The 25,839-nt window shown below is 68.6% G+C and carries 23 protein-coding genes, 1 tRNA gene and 2 rRNA genes (1 of these 26 cut by a window edge); 11 read left to right on the top strand and 15 right to left on the bottom strand.

Annotated features, from left to right (window positions below):
- From MVG78_RS12210 to MVG78_RS12220, 3 genes are all read left to right on the top strand, one after another.
- Positions 1-1,662 (top strand): 23S ribosomal RNA (locus MVG78_RS12210) (it extends 1,081 nt beyond the left edge of the window).
- 196 nt (positions 1,663-1,858) lie between these two features.
- Positions 1,859-1,973 (top strand): 5S ribosomal RNA (gene rrf, locus MVG78_RS12215).
- 56 nt (positions 1,974-2,029) lie between these two features.
- Positions 2,030-2,106: transfer RNA gene (locus tag MVG78_RS12220), tRNA-Met, on the top strand.
- Positions 2,107-2,208: 102 nt separating this feature from the next.
- On the opposite strand, the gene MVG78_RS12225 is transcribed toward MVG78_RS12220, so the two are convergent.
- Both MVG78_RS12225 and MVG78_RS12230 read right to left on the bottom strand, forming a co-directional pair.
- Positions 2,209-3,003, bottom strand: coding sequence for a phytanoyl-CoA dioxygenase family protein (locus MVG78_RS12225; protein WP_247551830.1), 795 nt, complete (start codon positions 3,001-3,003; stop codon positions 2,209-2,211).
- Positions 3,000-3,779 carry a phosphocholine cytidylyltransferase family protein gene (locus MVG78_RS12230; protein WP_247551832.1) on the bottom strand — a complete coding sequence of 260 codons (780 nt, stop codon included), beginning with the start codon at positions 3,777-3,779 and terminating at the stop codon, positions 3,000-3,002. Before MVG78_RS12230 ends, MVG78_RS12225 begins: the two co-directional genes overlap by 4 nt.
- 130 nt (positions 3,780-3,909) lie before the next feature.
- Here MVG78_RS12230 and aepX point away from each other — a divergent pair, with 130 nt between their 5' ends.
- The 4 genes from aepX to MVG78_RS12250 are packed head-to-tail and all read left to right on the top strand — an operon-like array spanning position 3,910 to position 8,818.
- A complete protein-coding gene (gene aepX, locus MVG78_RS12235) occupies positions 3,910-5,562 on the top strand; it encodes a phosphoenolpyruvate mutase (RefSeq protein WP_247551834.1) in 1,653 nt (550 codons plus the stop codon).
- Between the two features lie 4 nt (positions 5,563-5,566).
- Positions 5,567-6,727 carry a phosphonopyruvate decarboxylase gene (aepY, locus tag MVG78_RS12240; protein WP_247551836.1) on the top strand — a complete coding sequence of 387 codons (1,161 nt, stop codon included), beginning with the start codon at positions 5,567-5,569 and terminating at the stop codon, positions 6,725-6,727.
- Positions 6,724-7,725, top strand: a complete 1,002-nt coding sequence (locus MVG78_RS12245; protein ID WP_247551838.1) for a lysylphosphatidylglycerol synthase domain-containing protein — start codon at positions 6,724-6,726, stop codon at positions 7,723-7,725. Before aepY ends, MVG78_RS12245 begins: the two co-directional genes overlap by 4 nt.
- A gap of 1 nt (position 7,726) precedes the next feature.
- On the top strand, positions 7,727-8,818 hold the full coding sequence (locus MVG78_RS12250; protein WP_247551840.1) for a 2-aminoethylphosphonate--pyruvate transaminase: 1,092 nt from the start codon (positions 7,727-7,729) through the stop codon (positions 8,816-8,818).
- Between the two features lie 127 nt (positions 8,819-8,945).
- Here the strand turns inward: MVG78_RS12250 and MVG78_RS12255 are convergent, their stop codons facing one another.
- From MVG78_RS12255 to MVG78_RS12270, 4 genes are read right to left on the bottom strand one after another with little or no spacing between them, the layout of a single operon-like run.
- A complete protein-coding gene (locus MVG78_RS12255; protein ID WP_247551842.1) occupies positions 8,946-9,275 on the bottom strand; it encodes a hypothetical protein in 330 nt (109 codons plus the stop codon).
- 47 nt (positions 9,276-9,322) lie between these two features.
- On the bottom strand, positions 9,323-9,856 hold the full coding sequence (locus MVG78_RS12260) for a hypothetical protein (protein WP_247551844.1): 534 nt from the start codon (positions 9,854-9,856) through the stop codon (positions 9,323-9,325).
- A 44-nt stretch (positions 9,857-9,900) separates the two neighbouring features.
- Positions 9,901-10,494: a CDP-alcohol phosphatidyltransferase family protein gene (locus MVG78_RS12265; protein ID WP_247551846.1), complete on the bottom strand. Its 594-nt coding sequence runs from the start codon at positions 10,492-10,494 to the stop codon at positions 9,901-9,903.
- Positions 10,495-10,504: 10 nt separating this feature from the next.
- The gene (locus MVG78_RS12270; protein WP_247551848.1) at positions 10,505-11,491 is read right to left on the bottom strand and encodes a ferritin-like domain-containing protein; all 987 of its coding nucleotides are present in this window, start codon (positions 11,489-11,491) and stop codon (positions 10,505-10,507) included.
- Positions 11,492-11,674: 183 nt separating this feature from the next.
- Here MVG78_RS12270 and MVG78_RS12275 point away from each other — a divergent pair, with 183 nt between their 5' ends.
- Entirely contained in the window at positions 11,675-13,363 is a 1,689-nt protein-coding gene (locus MVG78_RS12275) for an MMPL family transporter (RefSeq protein WP_247551850.1), read from the top strand.
- A 274-nt stretch (positions 13,364-13,637) separates the two neighbouring features.
- Positions 13,638-14,339 (top strand): MMPL family transporter, encoded by a 702-nt coding sequence (locus MVG78_RS12280; protein WP_247560423.1) that lies wholly within the window; start codon positions 13,638-13,640, stop codon positions 14,337-14,339.
- A 7-nt stretch (positions 14,340-14,346) separates the two neighbouring features.
- On the opposite strand, the gene MVG78_RS12285 is transcribed toward MVG78_RS12280, so the two are convergent.
- Positions 14,347-14,970 carry an ABC transporter substrate-binding protein gene (locus MVG78_RS12285; protein ID WP_247551852.1) on the bottom strand — a complete coding sequence of 208 codons (624 nt, stop codon included), beginning with the start codon at positions 14,968-14,970 and terminating at the stop codon, positions 14,347-14,349.
- 493 nt (positions 14,971-15,463) lie between these two features.
- Here MVG78_RS12285 and hpnH point away from each other — a divergent pair, with 493 nt between their 5' ends.
- Complete coding sequence (gene hpnH, locus MVG78_RS12290; RefSeq protein ID WP_247551854.1) at positions 15,464-16,639, top strand: adenosyl-hopene transferase HpnH; 1,176 nt, start codon at positions 15,464-15,466, stop codon at positions 16,637-16,639.
- On the opposite strand, the gene MVG78_RS12295 is transcribed toward hpnH, so the two are convergent.
- The 7 genes from MVG78_RS12295 to hpnA all read right to left on the bottom strand — a co-directional run bounded on the left by MVG78_RS12295 (position 16,556) and on the right by hpnA (position 24,598).
- Positions 16,556-17,263 carry a phosphorylase family protein gene (locus tag MVG78_RS12295; RefSeq protein ID WP_247551856.1) on the bottom strand — a complete coding sequence of 236 codons (708 nt, stop codon included), beginning with the start codon at positions 17,261-17,263 and terminating at the stop codon, positions 16,556-16,558. The two genes, hpnH and MVG78_RS12295, sit on opposite strands and share 84 nt — an antisense overlap.
- A 7-nt stretch (positions 17,264-17,270) precedes the next feature.
- Entirely contained in the window at positions 17,271-19,226 is a 1,956-nt protein-coding gene (gene shc, locus MVG78_RS12300; RefSeq protein WP_428480649.1) for a squalene--hopene cyclase, read from the bottom strand.
- 72 nt (positions 19,227-19,298) lie between these two features.
- Positions 19,299-20,564, bottom strand: coding sequence for a hydroxysqualene dehydroxylase HpnE (hpnE, locus tag MVG78_RS12305; protein ID WP_247551860.1), 1,266 nt, complete (start codon positions 20,562-20,564; stop codon positions 19,299-19,301).
- Positions 20,561-21,409, bottom strand: a complete 849-nt coding sequence (gene hpnD, locus MVG78_RS12310; protein WP_247551862.1) for a presqualene diphosphate synthase HpnD — start codon at positions 21,407-21,409, stop codon at positions 20,561-20,563. Before hpnD ends, hpnE begins: the two co-directional genes overlap by 4 nt.
- A gap of 16 nt (positions 21,410-21,425) precedes the next feature.
- The gene (gene hpnC, locus MVG78_RS12315; RefSeq protein WP_247551864.1) at positions 21,426-22,382 is read right to left on the bottom strand and encodes a squalene synthase HpnC; all 957 of its coding nucleotides are present in this window, start codon (positions 22,380-22,382) and stop codon (positions 21,426-21,428) included.
- The gene (locus tag MVG78_RS12320; protein ID WP_247551866.1) at positions 22,379-23,590 is read right to left on the bottom strand and encodes a glycosyltransferase; all 1,212 of its coding nucleotides are present in this window, start codon (positions 23,588-23,590) and stop codon (positions 22,379-22,381) included. Before MVG78_RS12320 ends, hpnC begins: the two co-directional genes overlap by 4 nt.
- Complete coding sequence (gene hpnA, locus MVG78_RS12325; RefSeq protein ID WP_247551868.1) at positions 23,591-24,598, bottom strand: hopanoid-associated sugar epimerase; 1,008 nt, start codon at positions 24,596-24,598, stop codon at positions 23,591-23,593.
- Positions 24,599-24,993: 395 nt separating this feature from the next.
- On the opposite strand from hpnA, the gene MVG78_RS12330 reads away from it, so the two are divergent.
- Positions 24,994-25,326 (top strand): hypothetical protein, encoded by a 333-nt coding sequence (locus MVG78_RS12330; RefSeq protein ID WP_247551870.1) that lies wholly within the window; start codon positions 24,994-24,996, stop codon positions 25,324-25,326.
- 31 nt (positions 25,327-25,357) lie between these two features.
- Here MVG78_RS12330 and MVG78_RS12335 read toward each other — a convergent pair whose 3' ends face one another.
- Positions 25,358-25,777 (bottom strand): hypothetical protein, encoded by a 420-nt coding sequence (locus MVG78_RS12335; RefSeq protein ID WP_247551872.1) that lies wholly within the window; start codon positions 25,775-25,777, stop codon positions 25,358-25,360.
- Between the last annotated feature and the right edge of the window lie 62 nt (positions 25,778-25,839).

Genomic DNA, 25,839 nt, shown 5'->3' on the forward strand with positions numbered 1-25,839 from the left:
GCTCACTGGTCTAATAGCTGTCTTGCGGCGAAAATGTAACGGGGCTCAAGCCACGTGCCGAAGCTGTGGATGCATGCGCAAGCATGCGTGGTAGCGGAGCGTTCCGTAGGCCTGCGAAGGCAGACCCGTGAGGGCTGCTGGAGGTATCGGAAGTGCGAATGCGGACATGAGTAGCGATAAACAGGGTGAGAACCCCTGTCGCCGAAAGTCCAAGGGTTCCTGCGCAAGGTCAATCCGCGCAGGGTGAGCCGGCCCCTAAGGCGAGGGCGAAAGCCGTAGTCGATGGGAACCAGGTGAATAGTCCTGGGCCTGACAGACGTGACGGCTGCGAAATTCCGTCATCCCTTATCGGATTGGGATGGCGGCTGGAGCAGCCCAGGAAATAGCGCTGTCGATAAGACCGTACCCGAAACCGACACAGGTGGACTGGTTGAGAATACCGAGGCGCTTGAGAGAACCATGCTGAAGGAACTAGGCAAATTACTCGCGTAACTTCGGGATAAGCGAGACCCGCCGCTGGGCAACCAGAGGCGGGTGGCACAGACCAGGGGGTAGCGACTGTTTAGTAAAAACACAGGGCTCTGCGAAATCGAGAGATGACGTATAGGGTCTGACACCTGCCCGGTGCCGGAAGGTCAAGGGGAGATGTGCAAGCATCGAACCGAAGCCCCGGTAAACGGCGGCCGTAACTATAACGGTCCTAAGGTAGCGAAATTCCTTGTCGGGTAAGTTCCGACCTGCACGAATGGTGTAACGACTTCCCCACTGTCTCCAGCATGGACTCAGCGAAATTGAATTCCCCGTGAAGATGCGGGGTACCCGTGGTCAGACGGAAAGACCCTATGAACCTTTACTGCAGCTTCGCAGTGGTGCCAGGAAGGAACTGTGTAGGATAGGTGGGAGCCATCGAAACCCGGGCGCCAGCTCAGGTGGAGGCAACCTTGAAATACCACCCTGTTTCTTTCTGGCATCTCACTGAGCCCGGTCAGCCCGGGCCAGGACCCTGCGTGGTGGGCAGTTTGACTGGGGCGGTCGCCTCCCAAAGTGTAACGGAGGCGCGCGATGGTGGGCTCAGGCCGGTCGGACATCGGCTGTTGAGTGCAAAGGCATAAGCCCGCCTGACTGCGAGCGCGACAGCGCGAGCAGAGACGAAAGTCGGCCTTAGTGATCCGGTGGTCCCGCGTGGAAGGGCCATCGCTCAACGGATAAAAGGTACTCTAGGGATAACAGGCTGATCTCCCCCAAGAGTCCACATCGACGGGGAGGTTTGGCACCTCGATGTCGGCTCATCGCATCCCGGGGCTGGAGCAGGTCCCAAGGGTTCGGCTGTTCGCCGATTAAAGCGGTACGTGAGCTGGGTTTAGAACGTCGTGAGACAGTTCGGTCCCTATCTGCCATGGGTGTTGGAGACTTGCGAGGATCTGTCCCTAGTACGAGAGGACCGGGATGGACGCACCTCTGGTGCACCGGTTGTGGCGCCAGCCGCATCGCCGGGTAGCTAAGTGCGGAACGGATAACCGCTGAAGGCATCTAAGCGGGAAACCAGCCTCAAAACCAGGTCTCCCCAAGGGCCGTGGAAGACCACCACGTCGATAGGTCGCAGGTGGAAGTGCAGCAATGCATGCAGCCGAGCGATCCTAATCGCCCGATCGAACTCCATCTCCCCCACACCGCAGCCCCCCTCAACAAGGGGACACCGCGCGCAGCACCAAAGCGCACCCGCTCACCACACACACTCACACACCCACCCAACACGCCCCCTCAGAGCAGCCCGCACGCCACAACAGCAGCCTGCCCCAGATCCCCCCATCACCCCAGCATCTGGTCGTACACACTACACCCGGTTCCCATCCGGTGGCCTGGTGGCCCTAGCGAGGCTGCCACACCCGATCCCATCCCGAACTCGGCCGTGAAACGCCTCAGCGCCCATGGTACTGCGTCTCAAGACGCGGGAGAGTCGGTCGCCGCCAGGCCGCCCGATGGGAACCCAATCACAACTTACGACCAGTTCAGCACACTCAGATCCCAACGCGGGGTGGAGCAGCCCGGTAGCTCGTCAGGCTCATAACCTGAAGGTCACAGGTTCAAATCCTGTCCCCGCATCCAAAATCATTTCCCAAAAAATATGCGTCGCACCAGAATCTGCTCGTAAACCGATGCCGATGTTCGTGGTTCCGAAGCGTTTCTCCAGAACCACGAACCCGCCCATCAGACCCGGAACTTGTAGTCCTTGCCCGGCTTCCGCTCGACATCCGGCGGAAAGCTCGCGCGCTTGTCCGCGAAATACTGCGCGCAATGGTCGCCGTCCGAGAGCAGGTTGTACGTCAGGTACAGGATCCGCCTCGCCGCATCCGTCATGTTCGCTTCCGAGGCGTGAGGGGCGTAGCTGTCGAAGAACAGCACGTCACCCGGCTCCGTCGGCACGGCAATAAGCTTGAATTTCGCCATCTGCTCGGTGCTCAACGGCTTCCATTCATCGCCGATCAATCCGGCCAGACGCGGCGCATCGGTCATCTGCAGGCAACCATTCTCTTCCGTGGCACGATCGATGCAGACCAGCGCCGTGACGAAGATCGGCGCATAGACGGACCAGCCGGCCTGCTGATCCTGATGCGGCTCGAAGCCTGCGCCGCCGGGCATCTTGAAGTTGATCTTGTCCTTGAAGAGCGTCACGGGTCCGCCCATCAGCTGCGCCACGGCCGCTTCCAGCCGGCTGTCGCGAACGAGATCCTTGAAGCCCTGATGAAAGGGGCAGAAGTTCTCGATGCGCTGGATCACACGCTCGCCGCTGCGCAGCAGGCTGTCCTCGCGATAGACCATGTGGCGCCCTGGCACCTCAGGAGCGGCCACCAGCTCATCTGTCCAGCGCGAGATCGCCCGCGCTTCCTCCGGACTGTAGAAGCCGCGCGCCGCGACCCATCCGGTCCTCGCGTAATGCGCCACGTCATCAGCGGAGAGGGGGGCTGCCTTTGTCGGGACGGAAAGCTTCAGAGTCTCGTTCATGCCGGGCTCGCAACCTGAAGATGTGGAAGGATGACGTTCTCCGCACGGAGAACGTCCTCGGGAAAGTCGATCTCGGTCCAGGGCAGGTCGCTGATATCCACGGCCTGGAAACGGGCCGGCTCGGCCAGGATCAGGTCGCGGATCGCCTCCTCGTATTCGACCTTCTTTTCGCCGCGCTGGACATAATCCTCGCACCGCGCCGCCAGAAGCCCCGCCATCTCTGGCGAGAAGCGGAAGAAGCCCACAGATTCGCCATGCCAGTCATGCATACGCTCCGGCCTCTTCCGGAAATCCACGATCAGCCCATCCCGGAAACAGATCTTCACCGGTTCGTCCCCCGGCTCGATTTCCAGGTCCACCAGCAGGAGATTCTCGCCCGGCGCATGCAGGAGCCGGCCCAGCATGGCAGGATCGTAGAGAACATCGCCGTCCATCAGGAGCACCGGCCCACCCCACCGCAGCGTGTCCGCCTGCACGGCCAGTGACACGAGGCTACCCTGGCGGAAATCCGGGTTCTCCACGAAATGCACGCGATCCTGCCAGCCAAGACGCTCGACCTCTGCCCGGATCAGTTCTCCGTGATAGCCGATGGTGATGGCCACCTGGCGGATGCCATGCGCCTCCAGCGCGGCGAGGTGCCGGGCCAGGAGCGTGTGGCCGCCGAATTCCAGCAGGATCTTGGGCCTGTCATCGGAACGGCCCAGGCGCTGTCCGACGCCAGCGGCCAGGATGATCGCGACCGCCTCACATTGCGGCACGGCAAGATATGACGACAAATCAAGGTTTCCGTTTCTGGCTTCCGGCCCATTGAACGATAAGGATGACAGTTCGATGTAGGCAAGACCGGCCGACGGTGTCCTCGTGCACCTGTCCCGGTTGTTGGGGAACCAAGCTTTGAGAAGTGATGTGGATCAGCTCGCCGCGCCGCGCCCGGACCAGTCGCGGCGGAAGGAGAGCCGCTTTGCCGCTCTGCGCCGGGAAATCACCTCGCCGACCCTTTCCTTCCTGATGGAGGCTCATGACGGCCTCTCCGCGAAGATCGTGGAAGAGGCGGGCTTCCGTGGTGTCTGGGCCTCCGGACTCACGACCTCCGCCGCGCTGGGCCTGCGTGACAGCAACGAGGCATCCTGGACCCAGGTGCTGGACGTGCTGGAATACATGTCCGATGCGACGACGCTGCCGATCCTGGTGGATGGCGATACGGGCCACGGCAACTTCAACAATGTCCGCCGCTTCGTGCGCAAGCTCTGCGAACGTGGCATTGCTGGCGTGTGCATCGAGGACAAGCTCTTCCCAAAGACCAACTCCTTCATCGGGGAGGCGCAGCCGCTCGCCGACATCGATGAGTTCTGCGGCCGCATCAAGGCCGGCAAGGACAGCCAGACGGATGATGACTTTGTCCTTGTCGCGCGTGTCGAGGCGCTGATCTCCGGTCACAGCATGGAGGAGGCGCTGCACCGGGCCGAGCGCTATCACGCGGCTGGCGCCGACGCGATCCTGATCCACTCCAAGAAGTCGAAGGCCGACGAGATCTTCACCTTCGCGGAACGCTGGGGCCATCGCTGCCCGCTCGTGATCGTGCCGACGATGTACTATGCGACGCCGACGGATCTGTTCCGCCAGGCGGGCATTTCCACCATCATCTGGGCCAACCACCTGCTGCGCGCCTCGATCACGGCGATGCGCGAGACGGCGGCGCGCATCCACGAGGATGAGTCGCTGATGCGCGTGGAAGGCAGCGTCGCCTCGGTGAAGGACATCTTCCGCCTTGCCGGCAATGCCGAGCTGGAGGAGGCCGAGAAGCGCTACCTCCCGGCCCGCGCCGCGGCAGGGGCGGTGGTCCTGGCCGCTTCCGCCGGCGAACTTGGCGGCCTCACCGCGGACCAGCCGAAATGCATGGTCGATGTGCGCGGCCAGTCGCTGCTGCAGCGCCTGGTCGGCACGCTGCGCGAGAGTGGTGTCCGCGACGTGTCGGTGGTGCGTGGCTACCGCAAGGAAGCGGTCGCCATGTCCGGCGTGCGGATGATCGACAACGACCGGTACGCGGAAACGGGCGAGATCTGGTCGCTGGCCCAGGCCCGCGAGGCGATCAAGGGCGAGACGGTGATCGCCTATGGCGATGTGCTGTTCCGTCGCTACATCCTGGACAGCCTGCTCTCCTCCTCCGCCGACATTGTCGTGGCGGTGGATGCGCTGGACAAGACGCAGGACGGCACCCGCCCGAACAAGCGCGATGGTGTGGTGGCCGACAAGCGCTTCTCCGGCGACTATCTCGACGACGCGCCGGCGCATCTCGTCTCCATGACGCATGGCGGCTCGGCCTCCGAGGAAAGCTGCGGCGAATGGATCGGCCTTGCCCGCTTCAGCGCCCGCGGGGCCCTGTGGCTGCAGGAGGAACTCGACGCCATGGCGGCCGAGGGTCTATTGGAGGGCGGTGACATGCCGCTGCTGCTGACGCGCCTCGCCGCGAAGCATCCGGTGCGGGTGAAGTACTTCACTGGGCACTGGCTCGACGTGGACACGCTGACCGACCTCGCCGAGGCCCGAAAATTCACCTGAGACCATGATCACAGCATTGGAGTTTCTCCACGAAGCCGGCAAAGCCGGCTTCGACTTCTATACGGGCGTGCCCTGTTCCTTCCTGACCCCGCTGATCAACGGCGTCCTGTCCGCGCCGGGCCTCGCCTATGTCGGCGCAGCCAGCGAGGGGGAGGCCGTGGCCATCGCCGCCGGCGCCTGGCTGGCGGGGCGGCGGACCGTGGTGATGTGCCAGAATTCGGGGCTGGGGAATGCGGTGAACCCGCTGACCTCGTTGAGCCACCCCTTCCGCATCCCGACCCTCTTCGTCACCACCTGGCGGGGAGAGCCGGGCATTCCGGACGAGCCGCAACACGAGCTGATGGGGGAGATCACCCAGGACCTGATCGCCCTGATGCGGCTGGAACAGGCGCCTTTCCCGGCCGGGCCCGCAGCCCTGGCACCGGCCCTGGCGCAGGCCGTCACCCGGATGGAGGCGACCGGGCTTCCCTATGCCTTCGTCATGCGCAAGGGCGACGTGGCCGACAGTCCGCTGGACCAGGCGTCGCGGCCCCTGCCGCCGCCAGGCCGGCGTTCGGATCACCCGGGGGAGGGCGAGCGCCCCACCCGTGCCGCCGTGCTGGAGCGCTTCCTCTCCATCGTGCCGGAGGAGGCGGCGGTGGTCGCCACCACCGGCAAATGCGGGCGGGAACTCTTCACCCTCGCGGACCGGGAGCAGCATCTCTATCAGGTCGGCTCCATGGGCGGGGCCAGTGGCATGGGTCTGGGCATCGCCCTGAACAGCTCGCGCCTCGTGGTGGTGCTGGATGGTGACGGGGCGGCGCTGATGAAGCTCGGCAGCCTCGCCACGATCGGCGCCCATGCGCCGGAGCGGCTGGTCCATGTGATCCTGGACAATGGCGTGCACGACTCGACGGGCGGGCAGGCGACGGTCTCCGCCTCGGTGGATTTCGCCGGTGTCGCGCTGGCCTGCGGCTATCGCACCGCCGCCTCCTGCGCTTCCCTGGGCGGGTTCGAGGCCGCGTTCCGGCAGGCTCTGGCCACGGGCGGCCCGGCGCTGATCCATGCCCGGATCGCCCCCGGCTCCATGGCGAAGCTCGGCCGCCCGACCGTCAAGCCGCCGGAGGTGGCGCGGCGTTTCCGGGCCTTCCTCGCCCGGCCGCTCGCGGAGGCGGCTTCCGCGTGATCTGGTCCACCGCCCTCAGCCTCGTCATCGGCCTCGCCGCCTTCCTCACGCTGATCCTCACCAGCGACCCGGCCCAGATCCTGGCGCTGCTGCTCCAGACGGGCTGGGGCCTGCTGCTGGTGGCGGCGCTGCATGTGCCGCAGATCTTCTGCTCCGCCCTGGGCTGGCAGCCGCTGATCGAGGACCCGCGCAAGCCGGGGCTGCTGGCGCTCACCAAGCTGCGCTGGGTGCGGGAATCCGCCAATGCCATGCTGCCCTTCGTGCAGGTGGCAGGAGAGCTGGCGCGGGCGCAGCTCCTGCTCCGCCGCGGGGTCGGACGCATCCGCGTGGTGGCCAGCATCGCCGTCGATCTCGCCACGGAGATGGCCTCGCAGATCGTCTTCTCCCTGATGGGCGTGGCCGTGCTGCTGCTGATCCCGCATGAGGGCGGCGACACGGTGACGCACTGGCTGATCGCGGCCACGCTGCTCGGCGGTGGGCTGACTGTGGCCTTCATGCTGGCGCAGCGCTTCGGCCTGTTCCGGCTGGTTGAGAAGATGCTGCCGCGCTTCGCCGCCCGGGCGGGCTGGGCCTCGCTGGGGGACATGACCGGGCTGAACGAGGCCGTGCTGCGCCTCTACCGCCAGCCGTCGCATCTCTGGCGCAGCGGCGCGGGGCACCTGGCCTCCTGGCTGATCGGCGTCGTGGAAACCTGGGCGGCGATGTGGCTGCTGGGCATCGAGGCCGGCTTCGCCGAGGCCATGGTGATCGAGAGCCTGGGCCAGGCGGTGCGCAGCGCCGGCTTCTTCATCCCTGGCGCGCTGGGGGTGCAGGAGGGCGGCTATGTCCTGCTTTGCGGCCTGTTCGGCATTCCGGCCGACCAGGCCCTGGCCCTGGCGCTGATCCGGCGGCTGCGCGACATGGCCCTGGGCCTGCCGGGGCTGATCGTCTGGCGCTGGGATGCCTCGGGGCCGGGCTTCGGCGGCCCCGCTTTGGCCGGTGGAATGGGAAAGCACTGAGATGACGGCCGAACCGACCCCCATCCTCCTGACGCCGGGCCCGCTGACCACGCGGATCGAGACGCGGCGGGCCATGCTGCGCGACTGGGGCTCGCGCGATCCGGGCTTCATCGCCCTGACCGCGGAGCTGCGGCAGCGGCTGCTGGATGTCGCGAAGGGGCAGGGGAGCCATGTGGCGGTGCCCCTCCAGGGCTCCGGCACCTTCATCGTCGAGGCCGCGATCGCCACGCTGATCGCGCCGGAGGACAAGCTGCTGGTCCTCTGCAACGGCGCCTATGGCGAGCGCATGGTGACCATCGCCCGCCGCCTGGGGCGGCAGGTGGAGGCGCTGCGCTGGCCGGAGGACCGGGTGGCGGAGCCCGCCCGCGTCGCCGGGGCGCTGCGGGCCGACCCCGCCATCACCCATGTCGCCCTGGTCCATTGCGAGACGACCACCGGCATCCTGAACCCTCTGCCGGAGATCGCCGCCGCCGTGGCGGAGGCGGGGCGGCACCTGCTGCTGGATGCGATGAGCAGCTTCGGCGCCCTGCCGATCGACCTTTCCGCCCAGCCGGTGGCGGCGGTGCTGGCCTCCTCGAACAAATGCCTGGAGGGCGTGCCGGGGATCGGTTTCGCCCTGGTGCGCGAGGAGGTCCTGGCGGCGCGCAAGGGCAACAGCCCTTCCGTCAGCCTTGACCTGGAGGCGCAGTGGCGCGGTTTCGAGGGCAATGGCCAGTGGCGCTTCACCCCGCCGGTGCAGGTGGTGGCCGCGCTGGTCGAGGCGCTGCGCCTGCTGGAGGCCGAGGGCGGGCCGGAGGCGCGCCGGGCGCGCTACGGCAACAATCTCCGCACCCTGCTGGCGGGGATGCGGCGCCTGGGCTTCGAACTCTACCTCGATGAGGCAGTGCAGGCGCCCATCATCGCCACCTTCCGCTCACCGGAGGGATTCGACTTCCGGCGCTTCTACGACGCGCTGGCGGAGCGGGGCTTCCTGATCTACCCGGGCAAGCTGACCCAGGCGGAGAGCTTCCGCATCGGCTGCATCGGCGCGCTGGGGCAGGGGGAGTTCGAGCGGCTCCTCATCGCCGTGGAAGAGGTCCGGGCCTCCGCCTGAAGCGGAGGCACCGGGGGTTATTGCAGGGCACCCCAGCGCGCCGTCGCGGGCTCCGCATTGGCCCATTTCCAGCCCGTTGCCTGCCGGCAGATCATGCCCAGGAAGGTCTGCGTCTCTCCTTCCACGGTCAGTGCCAGCTCACGGCAATGCGCCAGGGGGAGTCGATCTCCCGCACCACCTCGACCTGTCCCTTGGCGTCGCTATAGCCGAAGGGCAGGTCGTGCTCGATCTTCCAGTCCACCCGCGTGCCGGGCGGCGCCGCTCCGGCCGCCGCGCTGATCGCGTCCTGCTCGCCCTGGTGCAGCTTGCGGGTCACGTATTTCACGGTCGCGTTGGTACCGGCCTCGACCCCCACCGCCACGGCATAGCCCACCGCCGGGTTCGTGGTCGCCGCCCCGGTCGCGATGCCGGCGATGCCGCCGACGACACCACCCGCGGAACTGCATCCCGCGAGCATCCCAGCGGACAGCAGAGCCAGCCAGCCCCCGGCTCTCCCTCCAGCCCTCACTGCAGCGCGCCCCAGCGCTCGGTGGCGGGTTCGGCGCTGGCCCAGGACCAGCCCTCCTTGTTGCGGCAGATCGCGGCGGTGAAGAATTCCTGCTTCACGCCCTGCTTCGCCTCCTCCTCCACGGAGAAGATGATCTCGCGGCATTGCAGGTCCTTGCCGCCGATTTCGCGGACCACGGTGACCTTGCCGTGCTGGTCGGGGAGGATGGCGGTGTCGTGGACGACCTTCCAGCTCGCCACCTGGCCCAGGGGCACAGGGCCGGCGGCATCGGCGATGGCCTGCTGCTCGGTGTGCTGGGCCTTGCGGAAGGCGTATTGCAGCCCGGCCTGGGCGACCGCGCGGACGCCGAAGCCGATGCCGGTCGCCACGGCGCCGTTATCCGTCACCGCCGTCGCCAGGGCAGCGCCGCCGATACCGGCGACATCCGCCGTGCCTTCCTGCAGCAGGGACTGGCAGGCGCCGAGACCCAGCAGGGGCGTGAGAAGAAGCAGCCGGACAAGCCGGGGGTGGGAGCGACCGGAGGCTTCCATGCCGTGCCTGGGTATCCTTGGAGAAAGAAGAAGGTATGTGCTGGTCAGGAGGCGATCCGGTTCCGCCGCCGCCCGGTCAGCCCCAGCCAGAGCGCGGCCAGCGGCGTGATGACCGCGGCGGCCCAGAGCATCGGCACGGAGAGGCCGAGCCAGACCAGGACGGGCACGAAGACCATGGCATCGTCGGGATCGACGGTCAGGCCCGGCGCGATCTGGTAGCCGCGCAGCTCGCCCAGCTTCAGCACGTTGAGCTGCCAGAACAGCGCCCCGATGCCGAGGCCGGCGACCACGCCCAGGAGTGGTCCGGTGAGGTTCAGGATGGGGATCAGCCCCACGCCGATGCCGATGAAGGCGATGATGTTCGAGGAGCAGTCGCTGATCAGGTCGTAGCGGTGCCCCATCGCGCTGAACTGCCGGGTCTGCCGCGCCAGTTCGCCATCCGCCCGGTCGAGCAGCATGGAGAACAGGAAGATCCCGCCTCCGATGGCGGGCCAGGGGGCCGGGCCGGCGAAGGCCAGGGCGGCGGCGATGCCGCCCAGCAGGCGTAGGGTGGTGATCTGATTGGGAGTCACGCCGGTCGGCGCAACCCGCCGCACCGCCGGCCGGACGATGCGATGAATGATGGTGTCGTGACTCACGGGGAGGGTCTCAGGCGGCCTGGGCCGCTTCCCTGGGCTTCGGATCGCGCATGAAGCGGCGCGCGATCCGGATGAAGAAGGGCACCGTCACCGGCCGCAGCAGGCGCGGATCGTAGCCGCCCAGCCGCCGGTCGTTCTCGGCGAGGCAGATGTCGATCAGCTCCGCCGCGCTCATGCTGACGCCGATGGACTGGGAATTGGCGGTGAAGTTCGTGTCCTTCGAGGCGCCGCTCATGTCGCGCGCCATCACCAGGCGGTCCCAGACCAGCACCGCCCAGACGGCGGCGGTCTTGGCCAGGAAATACGGCTTGCGCCACCAGGGCTGCTGCTTGCGCTTCCAGGCCGCCCAGTTGGCGAAGAAGAGGATGTGCCGGCTTTCCTCCTGGATCACCGGTTCGAAGGTCTCCACCAGATCGGGCGGGAAGAAGCCGGAGCGCCGCGCCGCCTCGAACAGGCCGAAGGCGAAGAAGCTGTCGATGCACTCGCTGTAGCCCGTGCGCATCCAGCCCCATTCGGTGTCCTTGAAGCCGGTGTATTCCGGCTCCGGCTCCAGCACCACGCCATAGGCCTCGACAAGGTTGGACAGCACCACCTTGTGCCGCGCCTCCTCGTTGCCATCCATGACCATCGCTTCCTTGAGCAGCGGGTCCTCGATGGTGGCGGCGTAGTCGAGCACGCGCAGCGAGGCCCGGCCCTCGGTCTGCACGGCGATGTCCCAGATCGGCAGGCCGGTGAGGCGGGCATGCGCCTCCGGGTCCAGCTTCGGCCAGTCCAGCACGCGGGGCTTGTAGGGGTTGTGCGTCTCCAGCAGCATCCGTGCGAACATCACCATGTGGTCATGGCTGCCGATGCGGATGCGGCCTGGCTTGTCGAAGGTCCAGTACCGTGCCGTCCTGTCGGCGGCGGCCACGATCATGCTGTTGAGCGGGACATCCCATTCGGCCGGGTGTTCGGCATTGCCATCGAACGCTCCGGGCGGCACGGGTCTTGACGACATGGACAACACCGATGATAGCGCCGGGCAACCCCCGACCGGCCTTCCTGCTTAGCCACCGTCCGGCCGGGATGCAACGTCACGCGCCATCCCCCGGGCTTCTGCCCCGCCCGCCGGGGCCGGACAACGCGACACCGGCTCTCATGCGTCACGCCGGAGGGGGCCATGCCAGAGGACCCGGACCGCATGGTTCATGCCCCCCACGACCTGCCCGCCGCCACGCCGGCCTCTCTCACGGGGCGGATCGTCGGCGCCTGCTGCCGCCATGCCTGGTGGGTCGTGCTGCTGGCCCTGTTGCTGACCGGGGCCGCCGGCCTGTACAGCACCCGGCACTTCGCCATGACGACCGACACGGCGGAGCTGATCTCCCCGGACCTGCCCTACCGGCAGCGGGAGATCGCGCTCAACGCCGCCTTCCCGCAATACCAGGACATGACCGTGGTGGTGCTGGACGGGGCCACGCCGGAACTGGCGGAACTCGGCGCGGCGCGGCTCTATGACCGGCTGAAAGGGAGGGAGGACCTGTTCCGCAGCGTCCGCCGCCCCGATGGCGGCCCCTTCTTCGCCCGCTACGGCCTGATGCTGCTGCCGCTGGCGGAGGTGCAGGCCAATACCGACCAGCTCATCCAGGCGCAGCCCTTCCTCGGGCCGCTGGCCGCCGATCCCAGCCTGCGCGGGGTGATGGGGGCGCTGGATACGGTGCTGCTCGGCGTGGAGCGCGGGCAGGCGACGCTGGAGGACATCCGCCGCCCGCTGGAGGCCCTGGCCACCAGCTTCGATGCCGTGGCAGCGGGCAGGCCGGGCTTCTTCTCCTGGCGCAACCTCTTCTCCGACCAGCCGGCCGGCGTGCGGGAGACCCGCAAGTTCATCCTGGTCCAGGCGAAGCTCGACTACGGCTCGCTGGAGCCCGGCGCCCGGGCCAGCACCGCGATCCGCGAGGCGGCGCGCGAGCTGGGGCTGGACGCGGCGCGGGGCGTGACCGTGCGCCTGACGGGCAGCGTGCCGCTTTCGGATGAGGAATTCGCCACCCTGGCGGAAGGTGCCTCGCTGATGGGCATCGCCATGGTCGTCTGCCTCGTCGCCATGGTCTGGCTCGCCGTGCGCTCCTGGCGCTTCACCCTGGCGATCCTGCTCAGCACCATCCTCGGCCTAGTGCTGACGGCCGGGGCGGGGCTGCTGGTGATCGGGCGCTTCAACCTGATCTCGGTGGCCTTCATCCCGCTCTTCGTCGGGCTGGGGGTGGATTTCGGCATCCAGGTTTCCGTCCGCGCCCGGGCGGAGCGCCTGCGCCACCCGGCGCTGGGCGATGCGCTGGTGGCGGCGGGAAACGCCGTGGGCGGCTCGCTGGCCCTGGCGGCGGCGGCCATCGCGGCGGGGTTCTTCGCTTTCCTGCCCACCAGCTATATCGGCGTCTCGGAGCTCGGGGCCATCGCCGGGGTGGGGATGGTGGTGGCCTTCGTGCTCAGCATCACGCTGCTGCCGGCGCTCCTGACCCTGCTGCGCCCGGCGGGCGAGGCGAGGGAGGTCGGCTTCGCTGCCCTGGCCCCGCTCGAGACCTGGCTGCACCGCCGCCACCGGGGTGATCGCCGCCGCGGTGCTGCTGGTCGTCGGATCGGTGGCGCTGATGCCGCGGCTGACCTTCGACTTCAACCCGTTGCACCTGCGCAGCGAGAAGGTGGAATCGGTCTCGACGATCGAGGACCTGATGAAGGACCCCGACCGCTCCCCCTATACGATCGACGTGCTGACCCCCTCGCTGGCCGAGGCCGATGCGCTGGCGAAGCGCATCGCGCCGCTGCCGGAGGTGGCCCAGGTCGTCACCCTGGACAGCTTCGTGCCGGGCCAGCAGGAGGAGAAGCTGGCCGCCATCCATGACGCCGCCGACCTCCTTTCCCTGACGCTGGACCCGGTGAGCGTCCGCCCGCCGCCCACCGACGCCGAGCTGGTGGAGAGCTTCCGCGCCACGGGTGCCGGGCTGCGCCGCGCGGCGGGGGAGGCGAAGGATGCCAAAGCCGGGGCTGGGGCCGAGGCCGCGCGGAGCCTCGCCACGGCGCTGGAGCATCTGGTGGCCGCCTCGCCGGATGTGCGGGCGCGGGCCTCGGAGGCGGTGATCACCCCGCTGCGCGTGCTGCTCGCCCAGATCCGCGACATGCTCTCGGCCGGGCCGGTGACGGTGGAGACGCTGCCGCCGGAGCTGCGCGCCGACTGGGTCGCAGCCGACGGGCAGGCACGGGTGCAGGTCTTCCCCCAGGGCGGCACCAGCAGCAACGAGGCGCTGCGCCGCTTCGCCGCGGCGGTGCAGGCGGTGGCGCCCCAGGCCACCGGCGCCCCCATCTCGCTGCAGGAGGCGGGGGACAGCATCGTCCATGCTTTCCTCCAGGCCGGGGTGCTCTCGGCCATCGTCATCACCCTGCTCCTGGCCCTGGTGCTGCGGCGGGTGCGGGACGTGCTGCTGACGATTCTGCCGGTGATCGCCAGCGGGCTGCTGACCCTGGGCGCCTGCGTGCTGCTGAGGGAGCCGCTGAACTTCGCCAACATCATCGCTCTGCCGCTGCTCTTCGGCATCGGCGTGGCCTTCAACATCTACTACGTGATGGCCTGGCGGCAGGGGGAGGCGGCGCTGCTGTCCAGCAGCCTGACCCGGGCCATCGTCTTCAGCGCCCTGACCACCGCCACGGGCTTCGGCAGCCTCTGGCTCTCCACCCATCCGGGCACGGCGAGCATGGGGCGGCTGCTGATGATCTCGCTCGCCTGCGTGCTGCTGGTGATCCTGCTGCTGCAGCCGGCGCTGCTGGCGAAGCCGGCAGCCGGGAAGCGTGGCCCTGGGAAGCCTGGCCCCGGGAGGCGCTGACCCGCCCTCAGGCGGGCTTCATCAGCCGGTCGCTGAGCTCGTTCAGCCGCTGCACCAGGGTCGCCGCGCCCTGGCGGACAGAGGCCGCGAATTCCGACCGGCGGATGCTCAGCTCGCTGATCGAATCGTGCAGCACGTCGGTGATGCGCCAGGCCCCGTCCGCCTGATGCATGCGGTAGGTGAGGTCCACCGGCTTGCCGGCGGGGTTCAGCAGCCGGCTCACCACGATCTTCTCGTCGCCCCGGTTCTCGACCCGCTGGGTCTCGAAGCTCTGGCCGCTGTAGCCGTCGAAATTGCTGGCGTAGCTGGCGATGGTCATCCGGGTGAAGGCCTGGATGACCGCTTGCTGCTCCTGCGGGGTGAAGGAGGGCCAGCGGGCCCCCACGGCGAAGCGGGACATGGCCGGGATGTCGAAGACCGCCTGCACCACCGGGGCGAGCTGCTGGTAGCGGCCCTGGATGCCCAGCGCCTGTGCCCGCTTCATCACGTCGAGCAACGCGGCGTGCAGCCGCTCGATCTGCGCCGCCGCGGGGTCGGCAGGCTGGGCCATGGCGGGCCGGTGCATGGCGACCGGGGCGAGGGCGGAGAGCAGGACGGCCGCAAGGAGCCCCTGCCGGCGGGAGATGGGCATGCCTGTGTTTCCCCGGCGGGCGGTGCCTTGGCAAGTCCGGCCAGGAAGCGAGCGCGGCGGCTCTGCACACAGCTTCGTGGGCAAACCCATGTTCCGGCAGTCGGGCGGTCCGGACTGTGGCTCGTGGGCCACAATCCCGACGGAAGAATGTGCTCACCGGGTTGTTGCCCTGCATCAACAGCCCCAATCAGGAAAGGATGAACCCGACTGGCACGGTCTGGAACCCGGGAACTGCCCTCGCTGCCTGGAAAGACGGTCTGCCCGGGGAAGCCCCGGCAAGCCTTGGTGCGGAGGGCAGGGCCGGTGTGCGGCCTGTGCGGGCGTGAAGTCCGGCCATGCGTGCTAGGAGCGCGGGCGAGGCTCGCAGAATCCCGGCCGGGCACCGGACAGCGCGTCGGGACGATGGAACCCTGGCTGCCCGTCGTGGCAGCCGTGAGAGACAGCCCTGGCTGCCCCACCGGGCAGCCGCAGAGAGACAGCAAGGAGCGCGGCTTTGGGCATTCCCATGCTGCAGGCGGCCCGGATCGGGTCCTATATTTTCAGGCAGCACCTTTCGGGGCGGAAGCGCTATCCGCTCGTGCTCATGCTGGAGCCCCTGTTCCGCTGCAACCTCGCCTGCGCGGGCTGCGGCAAGATCGACTATCCGGCGGAAATCCTGAACCAGCGGCTTTCCTATGACGAGTGCATGGAGGCGATCGACGAATGCGGCGCCCCCGTCGTCTCGATCGCGGGCGGCGAGCCGCTGCTGCACAAGGAGATGCCGAAGATCGTCGAGGGTTATCTGGCGAAGAAGAAGTTCGTGATCCTCTGCACGAACGCTCTCCTGCTGGAAAAGAAGATCGACGACTACAAGCCGCATCCCGCCTTCACCTGGTCCATCCACCTGGATGGCAACGAGGCGATGCACGACAAGTCGGTCTGCCAGCGGGGCGTCTACGAGAAGGCCGTCGCGGCCATTAGGCTCGCGAAGAGCAAGGGCTTCCGCGTCAGCATCAACTGCACGCTGTTCAACGACGCGGACCCGCAGCAGACCGCCGATTTCTTCGACGACATGAAGGCGATCGGGCTGGACGGCATCACCGTCTCCCCGGGCTATGCCTATGAGCGCGCGCCGGACCAGCAGCACTTCCTGAACCGCACCAAGACCAAGGAGCTGTTCCGCGGCATCCTGGCACGCGGCAAGGGCGGCAAGAAGTGGCCCTTCAGCCAGTCCACCATGTTCCTGAACTTCCTGGCCGGCAACGAAGCCTATGCCTGCACGCCCTGGGGCAACCCGACGCGCACGGTCTTCGGCTGGCAGAAGCCCTGCTACCTGCTCGGCGAAGGCTATGCGAAGACCTTCAAGGAGCTGATGGACGACACGGAGTGGGACAAGTACGGCGTCGGCAACTATGAGAAGTGCGCCGACTGCATGGTCCATTCCGGCTTCGAGGCATCCGCGGTGAAGCACACGGTGCAGAACCCGGTGAAGGCGGCGATGGTCTTCCTGCGCGGCGTGCGGACGGATGGGCCGATGGCGCCGGACATCCCGATCGACAACCAGCGCCCGGCGCAGTTCGTCTTCTCCGGCCATGTGGAGAAGAAGCTAGTGGAGATCCGCCGCACGAAGAGCGCCAAGCACGGCGGGGGCACCAAGCCCGGCGCCGAGGCGACGATTGCCGCGGAGTAGGGTGCGGAACGCCCTCTCCGCCTCGATCCCGGTGCGGACCAGCGCCGGGATCTGAAGCGGGTCCCGCAGCAGCGAGCCGAGCACGGCGAGTGGCGCCATGCGCCCGTCCGGCCGCATGCCCACCATGGCGGCCGGGGGCAGGTTGCGCCGGGCGGAATCGGAGATCACGCGCGCCACGGCGAAGGGCAGCCCGTACCGCTGTGCCACCCGGCCCGCGATATGGGATTCCATGTCCACCGCCACGGCGCCGGAGGCCTTGCGCAGATTGGCCTTCCAGCGCGCTCCGGTGACCATTTCGTCCGACCCCGCCACCAGCCCCGGCATGGCGCCGGGCAGGTAGTGCAGCAGCCATTCCGCCCATTCCGGATGGGTGGGGATGCGGCTGTACCCGTCCAGCACCGCCCCGGCCACCACCCAGTCGCCCGGTTCCAGCCCCGGGGCGAGGGCGCCGGCCAGGCCGGTGCTCAGGATGCCGCGCACCTGAGGCGCCAGGCGCTCCAGCTCCGCCTCCAGCCGCGCGGCATCGCCGCCGCCGGTGACGGCGAGAATGCCGGGACCGGACACGATCCGGGCTTCCCGCCGCAAGCCCGTCGCGGCGAGGAGTATCGGGGGGATCGGGGTCACGGGTGGCTCAGAGGCCCCAGGAAGGCTGGGTCGCGTTGCCCTTGCGCAGGTTGCGGTAGCGCGCCACGGCCCAGAGCGGGAAGAAGCGCGCATAGCCGTGGTAGCGGAGGTAGAAGACGCGCGGGAAGCCGCCGCCCGTATAGGCTTCCTGGTTCCACAGGCCGTTCTCGTCCTGCTGCGCCTGGAGATAGGCGACGCCGCGCGCCACGGCGGGATCATCCACATAGCCCGCCGCCATCAGTCCGAGCAGCGCCCAGGCGGTTTGGCAGGGATTGGACGGCGCCTTCTCATAGCCGCGGTAGTCGAGCTTGTAGCTCTCGCAATCCTCGCCCCAGCCACCATCCTCGTTCTGGATGCGCCGCAGCCATTCCGCGCCGCGCCGCACGGTCGGATGCTCCGACGTCCAGCCCGCGGCGTTCAGCCCGCAAAGGGCCGACCAGGTGCCGTAGATGTAGTTGACGCCCCAGCGGCCGAACCAGCTTCCATCGGCTTCCTGCTCGCGCACGATATAGTCCAGCGCGGCGCGCATCCGGGGGTTCGCCTCGGTCTCGCCGAGCTGCGCCAGCATCGCCACGCAGCGCGCGCTGACATCCACCGTCGGCGGGTCGAGCAGGGCGCCGTGATCGGCGAAGGGGATGTTGTTCAGGTAGTGGTAGCTGTTGTCCGCATCGAAGGCGCCCCAGCCGCCGTTGCGGCTCTGCAGCCCGATCGTCCATTCCGCGCCGCGCGCGATGGATTCGTCGAAATTCTCGCCCGGCTCCAGCCTGCGGCGGGCGCGGTCCATCGCCATCACCACCACGGCGGTGTCGTCGAGATCCGGGTAATGCGCGTTGCGGTACTGGAAGGCCCAGCCGCCGGGGCGCACATCGGGGCGGATCTCGGCCCAGTCGCCGCGCACCTCCAGCTCCTGCAAGGGCTTCAGCCAGGCCAGGCCCTTCTCCACCGCCTCGCCATGCTCCAGCTCGCCTGCCTCCATCAGCGCGTGGCAGGTCAGCGCCGTGTCCCAGACGGGGGAGACGCAAGGCTGGCAATAGGCCTCGTCCTCGCCGACGATCAGCAGCTTCTCCACCGAGGCGCGGGCGATGGCGCGATCCGGATGATCCTCCGGATAGCCGAGCACGTCGTACATCATCACGCTGTTGGCCATGGCCGGGTAGATCGCGCCCAGCCCGTCCTCGCCATTCAGCCGCTCGCGCACGAAATCCACGCACCAGTCGATGGCGCGCTGGCGCGAGCCCTTGGGCCAGAGCGGCTCGGCGGCCTTGAGGCCGAGATCGAGGCTGTTGAAGAACAGCGCCCAGCCCGGCTTGCGATGCGTCTTCGCCCGTCGCAGCCGCAGGCGGTCGCGGGGCAGGAAGAGCTCGGGGATATGGACGCCGCGCGCGTTGCGGGCACGCGCCTTCTTGGCCTGCAATACCAGTAGCGGCACGATCACCGTGCGGGCCCAATAGGCCATCTTGCTCAGATGAATCGGGAACCAGCGCGGCAGCAGCACCATCTCCACCGGCATGGAGGGCACGCGGCTCCAGGAAATCTCGCCATACATGGCAAGGAGGATGCGCGTGAAGACATTGGCGGCGCCCGCTCCGCCACGGGCCAGCAGCGCCTCGCGCGCCCGCACCATATGCGGCGCGTCGGGGCTGTCGCCGATCATCTTCAGGCAGAAATACGCCTTCACCGTCGCGCTGATATCGAAGGCGCCGCCATGGAAGAGCGGCCAGCCGCCATGATCGCCCTGGATGCGGCGCAGGTAGTTGCCGATGCGCCGCTCCAGCTCCAGGTCCTCGGGCTCGCCCAGATGGTGACGCAGCAGGACGTACTCGGCGGGGATGGTGGCGTCGGCCTCCAGCTCGAAGACCCAGTGCCCGTCCTCGCGCTGCAGGCTCTTCAGCGCCTGCGCCGCGCTCTTCACCATGGCATCGAGCGCCGCGGGACTCACGGTCCCGGGGATTCCGGATGTCATGGCAGGGGAAAGATCGTCGGGGGTGTTGTCCTGCGGTACACCAGCCGGTGCGTCGAACATTTCGCAGCAGCCTCAGTTCATGATGGAGAGGGCCAGAGCGGCAGCCCTCTCTCCGGAGCGCAAGGCGCCCTCGATGGTGGAAGGAAGTCCGGTATCCGTCCAATCACCCGCCAGGAACAGGTTGGTCCAGCGGGTGCGGGCGGATGGCCGCCTTGCGTCCTGCGCGGGCGTGGCGGCGAAGGTGGCGCGTTTCTCCTTCACGATGCGCCAAGGGGGCAGGGGCGCGGTGAGTCCATGCACGCGTGCGATGTCGCTCCAGATGCGCCGGGCCAGCGCCTCCGGATCGGCCTCCAGCAGCGCGTCGGCATTGCTGACGGTGACGGAGAAGCGGTCGGGGAAAGCGAAGATCCATTCCGCCGTGCCGCAGACCACGCCGACCATCGGCTCCGTGCCTTCCGGCGGCGCCAGCCGGAAATGCGCGTTCAGGATGGCGCGGAAATCATCCGGTGCCTCCAGCCCCGGCACCATTTCCGAGGCCACCCAGGGCGGCACGGCCAGCACCACGGCCTCATTCCGTCCGACCGGTACGAGGCCATCGGCGAAGGCCAGGGCGGAAACCCGCTCGCCGTCGAATTCCAGCCCGCGCAGACGGCGGGACAGGCGGATCTCGGTCCCCTCGCGCCGCAGATGCGCCAGGGCCGGGTCCACGAAGGCGGCCGCCAGGGTCGGCTCGGCGATGCGCGGGCGGCAGGCGGCGCCGCCTTTGGCCAGGCTGTCCCGCACCACCGCGCCGGCGAGGTCCGCGGAGCCTTCCTCCGGGCGGGTGTTCAGGGCGGCGACCAGGAAGGGCCGGAGCAGGCGTTCCCAGAGCGGGCCGGAGCAGTCCAGCACCTCGTCGATCCGCTTGCCAGGATGCGGGCGCAGCAGCCTGCCGAGGGCGAGGTAGCCCGCCGCCGTGGTGCCGGGCACGCGGCGGGAGGGGCTGAGGATCCACCAGGGCAAGGGGCCGTCATTCGGCCGCAGCCGCCAGGAATCCCCGTCGCGCAGGTCGGTGAAGGCGAAATCCGCCGTCTCCGGCCCGGCCAGCCGGTCCTCCGCCCCGATCGCGGCGAGGTAACGGGCCACGGCCTCGTTGCCGGACAGGACGAGGTGGTTGCCGTTGTCGATCACCAGATCAAGCTGGCTGTCGCGATAGGAACGGCAGCGCCCCCCGGCCTGGGAGGCCGATTCCGACAGCGCCACCGGCTGCCCATGTCCGGCCAGCGCCACCGCCGCCGAGAGCCCGGCCAGCCCGGCCCCCACCACATGGGCCCGCCTCTGCATGTCAGGTCCGCTCATCCGAACAGCCCGTGGCGCGCCACGATCCAGAGCAGGTGCGGCTTGCCGATCCGCACCCTCCGGCGCGGCGCCCGCCAGCCCTGGGCCAGCATCCCATCCAGGATGCGGCGGTACACCGCCCCCATCAGGCGCGGGGCCATGAGCCGGCCACGGGGCCGGGACCGCATGACCCGGTCCGCCCCGGCGAAATGCGCCAGGGCTTCGCTGGCCAGGGCATGGCAGGCGATGTCCACGCGCGGGTCGGCGACCACCGCCTCCGGGTCGTCCATGAGGGCGGCCGGAATGCCGGCGGCCGCCAGTTCCTCGCGCGGCAGATAGAGCCGCCCGATCGCGGCATCCTCGTCCAGGTCGCGCAGGATGTTGGTCAGTTGCAGCGCCATGCCGAGGCTGTGCGACAGGGCGAGGCCGGGCGCTTCCTCCATGCCGAAGACGCGGCAGGACAGGCGGCCCACCGCGCAGGCCACGCGGTCGCAATAGAGATTCAGGGTGGCGCGGTCGGGGGCGCGGATATCGCTCTCGACATCCATCGCCATTCCCTCGACGACGGCCAGGAAATCCTCCAGCCGCAGCCCGTAGCGGCGCACCGCCTCCTGCAGGAAGGCCGCGCGCCCGGCGGGCCGTCCGGAGAAGAGCGCGGCGAGATCGCGCCGCCACTCCTCCAGTTCGGCGGCCCGGACGGGGCGGGGGCGCGTGCCGTCATCGGCGATGTCGTCCACCTGCCGGCAGAAGGCATAGATGGCGAACATGCCCGCCCGTTCCGGCTTGGGCAGCAGGCGCATGGCGGCATAGAAGGAACTGCCGGAAACCTGCCGCTCCAGCGCGGCCAGGTCGTCGGATGTGCTCACGGCGGCTGTCACCTTGTCATTCCCGCCGTCGCGGCTCCTTTTCCGTCCCGCCGGCATCCGCCCCCTCGGGCGATGACGCGGGTGGCCATGTGTCTCTCCGCGAGGACCAGCCCCACCGGATGCCCCAACGGGCGCCCAGCGTTCCCACCGCCCCCAGCAGGGCGAGGCCCAGCGCCTCGGACCGCCGGTGATGCACCCGCTCCGCCAGCGGATCGCGCCGGAGCAGCCGAATCGTCAGGCTTTCCGCCAGTTTCTGGATCACTCCTACTTCCACAGAGAGATGCAGATCCTGGATCTGTGTCGAAAAAGCGCGTGAGGCATCCAGCAATCCGGCCGTTTTCTCCGCCAGCGTGGCGATCACGCCACGCAGGGCCGGGCTGGCGGCGGGGGCATCCAGGGCCTCCACCCCGATCCCGGCCTGTTCCAGCAGGTCCTGCGGAAGATAGACCCGGTCCAGCTTCCGGCGGTCCTTGGCGCAGTCCTGCAGGTGGTTGATCACCTGCAGGGCGCTGCACAGCGCATCGTTGCGGGGCCAGAGCGCCCGGCTTTCGCCATGCACATCCAGCACGAAGCGCCCGACCGGGGAGGCGGAATAGCGGCAGTAGTCCATCAGCTCCGCCCAGTCGGCGTAGCGGAGCCTGGTCACGTCCCGGCGGAAGGCTTCCAGCAGGTCCAGCGGGTGCTGCTCGTCCAGTCCGCGCTCGCGCAGCACCCGGTGGAGCGCCTCGCCCTCCGGATTGGCGCCCGCCTCGCCCCGCAGCCCGCGCTCCATGCGGGCGAGCTGTTCCAGCTTCTCCGCGGGAGAGGCGGTGGGGTGGTCGGCCACGTCATCGGCGATCCGGGCGAAGCGGTAGAAGGCCAGGATGGCCGGGCGGTGCCGGGCGCTGACGAGATGCGAGGCGACGGGGAAGTTCTCGTCCCCGGACCCCTTGCCGGAAGCGAGATCGGCGGCCTGGGCCGTGGCGGAGGTCATGGCCGGGCCTTCCCGGTGCCGGTGTGGGGGCCGGTGTGGGTGCCCTGGCCGGCCTGCGCCTGGGCGCGGCCCTTCCACATGCCGCCCCGGCCCAGCCGGACATCGAGCGCGGAGCGCAGGGTGAAGACCGTGTAGGCGAGGCCGATGGCGGGCAGGGCGAGGCCCCAGAGCACCGCGCCCGGCGGTGAGATCCGGTAGAAGCGGAGCATTGGGTGGAAGGCCAGGGCCATCAGCCCCCAGGCCAGGAAGCCCAGGACCTGCGCCCAGCCGCCAGCGAAGAGGGCCAGCAGCACCGGCAGCATATAGGTCACGACCATACCCAGCACCGTCCCGGCCAGGAGCCGGGGCGAGTAGCCGAGCTGGGCATAGGCGGAGCGGGACACCATGCGCCCGATCTCCGCCACGCTGCGATAGGGGCGCAGGCTGGTGGCGCGGTAGGTCAGGCTGAGGCGGATCGGCCCCTGCGCCTTCAGCCGGCGGCCCAGGGCGCAGTCGTCGATGATCTCATGCCGGATGGAATCGATGCCCCCCGCCGCCTCCAGCGCCGTGCGGCGGACCAGCATGCAGCCCCCGGCGGCGGCGGCCATCGGGTTGCGGTCGTCGGACACCCAGCGGAAGGGGTAGAGCATCTGGAAGAAGAAGACGAAGGCGGGGATCAGGAAGCGCTCCGCCGCATTGGCGCAGGACAGTTCCGCCATCAGCGAGACCAGGGCACAGCGGTCGCGCTCCGCCCGCGCCACCAGGGCGCGCAGGTTGGTCGGCGTATGGCCGATATCGGCATCGGTCAGCAGCAGGTATTCCGGCGGCGCTTCGTCGCCGCTGTCGCAGGCATGGGCCACGCCCTGGCGCACCGCCCAGAGCTTGCCGGTCCAGCCCTGGGGGAGCGGGGTACCGGGCAGCACCTCCAGCCGCTCCGCGGCGCCGGGGATGGCGCGGGCGGCATCGGCCGTGCCGTCGGTGCTGCCATCATCCACCAGGATGACGCGGAAGGGGCCGGGATAGCGCTGCGCCAGCAGGCTGCCGACCGAGCGGGCGATGACATCGGCCTCGTTGCGGGCGGGGACCACGGCGGTGACGGCGGGCCAGGAGGCGGGGTCGGGGGCCTCGTCCCGGTCGTCGCGGTCGCGGGCCAGCCAGAAGCCCCCACGTGCCAGCAGCATGACGAGCCAGATCGCCACGGGCACCAGGCCAAGCAGAAAGAGAAGCATTCAGTGCAGGTAGCCTGCCTCGCGGAACCAGGCCAGGGCATCGGCCACGCCCTGCTGGTAGGGGCGGGCGCTGTAGCCCAGTTCCCGTTCCGCCTTCGCCGAGGAAAAGAACATCCGGTAGCGCGACATCCGCAGCCCATCGACAGTGAGCAGCGGCTCCTTTCCGGTGATCTGCGCCATCGCCTCGAAACCATAGGCGAGGGGGTAGAGTGGGCCACGCGGCAGGCTGATCTGCGGCGGTTTCCGCCCGGTCAGCCCGGCGATCACAGCCAGGAGCTCCTTCAGCGAGACATTCTCGCCACCCAGGATGTAGCGCTCCCCGATCCGCCCGCGCTCGAAGGCCAGGAGATGGCCGGCGGCGATGTCGTCCACATGCGCGAAGTTCAGGCCGGTATCGACGAAGGCGGGCATCTTGCCGCGCGCCGCGTCCAGGATCATGCGCCCGGTGGGCGTCGGGCGGATGTCGCGCGGTCCGATCGGAGTGGAGGGGTTCACGATGACGGCCGGGAGCTTCTCCTTCGCCACCATCTCCTCGACCACCCTTTCGGCCCAGGTCTTGGACCGCTTGTAGACGCCGATCGCCTCCTGCGGCGCGGCGGGGGAGGTCTCGTCCACAGGGCCGGTGGCCCCGGCGAGCCTGAGCGTGGCCACGCTGCTCGTATAGACGATGCGCTCCACACCCTCCTTCAGAGCGGCGCGCATCAGGTTGCGCGTGCCCTCGACATTGGCGCGGGTCATCACCGAGGGGTCGGGCGCCCAGAGCCGGTAATCCGCCGCCACATGGAAAAGATGGCGCATGCCCTTGAGCGCCGCGGCGAGCGAGGCGGGGTCGGTGAGATCGCCCTGCACCACCTCGAAGCCCAGGCCGGACAGGTTGCCGCGCGGGCTGGTCGGGCGGATCAGGGCCCGCACCTCCAGCCCGCGGGCATGAAGGCTGCGTGCCACGGCGGAGCCGAGAAAGCCGGACGCTCCGGTGACCAGGACCTTGTCGCCGGGGCGAAGAGGCACCGGGGCCGGGAGATCAGTCCGGTTGCCAGCCTGTTCCATCGATTCGGGGTGCTCCGGATGGGTCTGTCCCGCGGCGGACCATGGCGGCCCGGGCTTCCCTCCGGTTGGCCGGGCGCGAGGCGGGGTTCCGGCGGAAGCTAGCGCAAGCGGGCTGGGGGTGAAATGCCCCTGGCGCAATTATGACGGAAAAACAGGTCGATAGGTCCTGGCATGGCGGGAAAGGGGTGCCATGCACGGTATGTTTGTGCATCTGGGCGGCGACAGGGCCTCCGGTGGAGAAAGTGCCGGCACGGGAGGTCTGTCACGAAAATTGACGCTTCACGCAACCTTTCAGCGTTCAGGGAGATTTTTATCTATTATGAGGATGTGTCTCCTGATATGAGACATTCCATAAGATGCTTCGCCGCTTGCAGCGTTCACCGTTCCTGAACGCTTTCCATGCGGAACTGATGCCCGGACACCGAACGGAAGGTTTGCCTGCGATGGACATGAACTGGATCGGACAGCCCCTCGGCCAGGACACCCTGCCCCCGCGCGTGAACGAGGATCCAACCCTGCTGGCCTCCATCGATGAGGATCTGCGCCAGGCTTCCGCCGCCATCGACGCGGCGCTGGTGTCCCCGATGCGTGCGATCAAGGCGCAGCACATCGCGCGGGCCATGGCGCATATGGCCGAAGCCCAGCGCGTCCAGCGCATGCTGGAAGTCGCCGCGCAGCGCGGGGGCTGAGAGCACCTCGCCCAAGCGAGACGGCCGGGGATCAGCCGAAGGGGCGCAAACCGCCCTGCCATCCCGGCGAATATAACGAGACCATGGCCCGAAGCGGATCCTCCCCGGATTCCGCTTCTGCCATCTCTTCCGGCAGAGCCGGCTTGGCCAGGCGCAACAGAAGTTGCCGCGGCGGAAGCTTCCGCTCCTGCCGACCCGTCCCGCAACGCTCGACCCGTTCTTCATGCCGGGCGGCCTGCAACGCCGCCAAAGGCGTGGTCAGCCGGCGCATTTCCCGTTGCACCACATCCGGCGACCAATCCCGGTGCGCCGCTTCGAAGGTGGCGGAGGCTGCGGCCCAGGCTTCGCCATCGGAATAGCCCGATCGCCGCAGTTCCTCGTACCGCCGGGCGGCCTCGCGGGCTACGAGAAGGTCGAGTGTCGCAGGGGGAGGGGTGGATTCGTGCGCCATGGGCGAAGGTTAGCGAACAAAGAACAAATAGCGAACAAAAACCTCATGCGAAGAGCCGCCCG

The organism is Roseomonas gilardii subsp. gilardii, from assembly GCF_023078375.1.
GTDB lineage: Bacteria > Pseudomonadota > Alphaproteobacteria > Acetobacterales > Acetobacteraceae > Roseomonas > Roseomonas gilardii.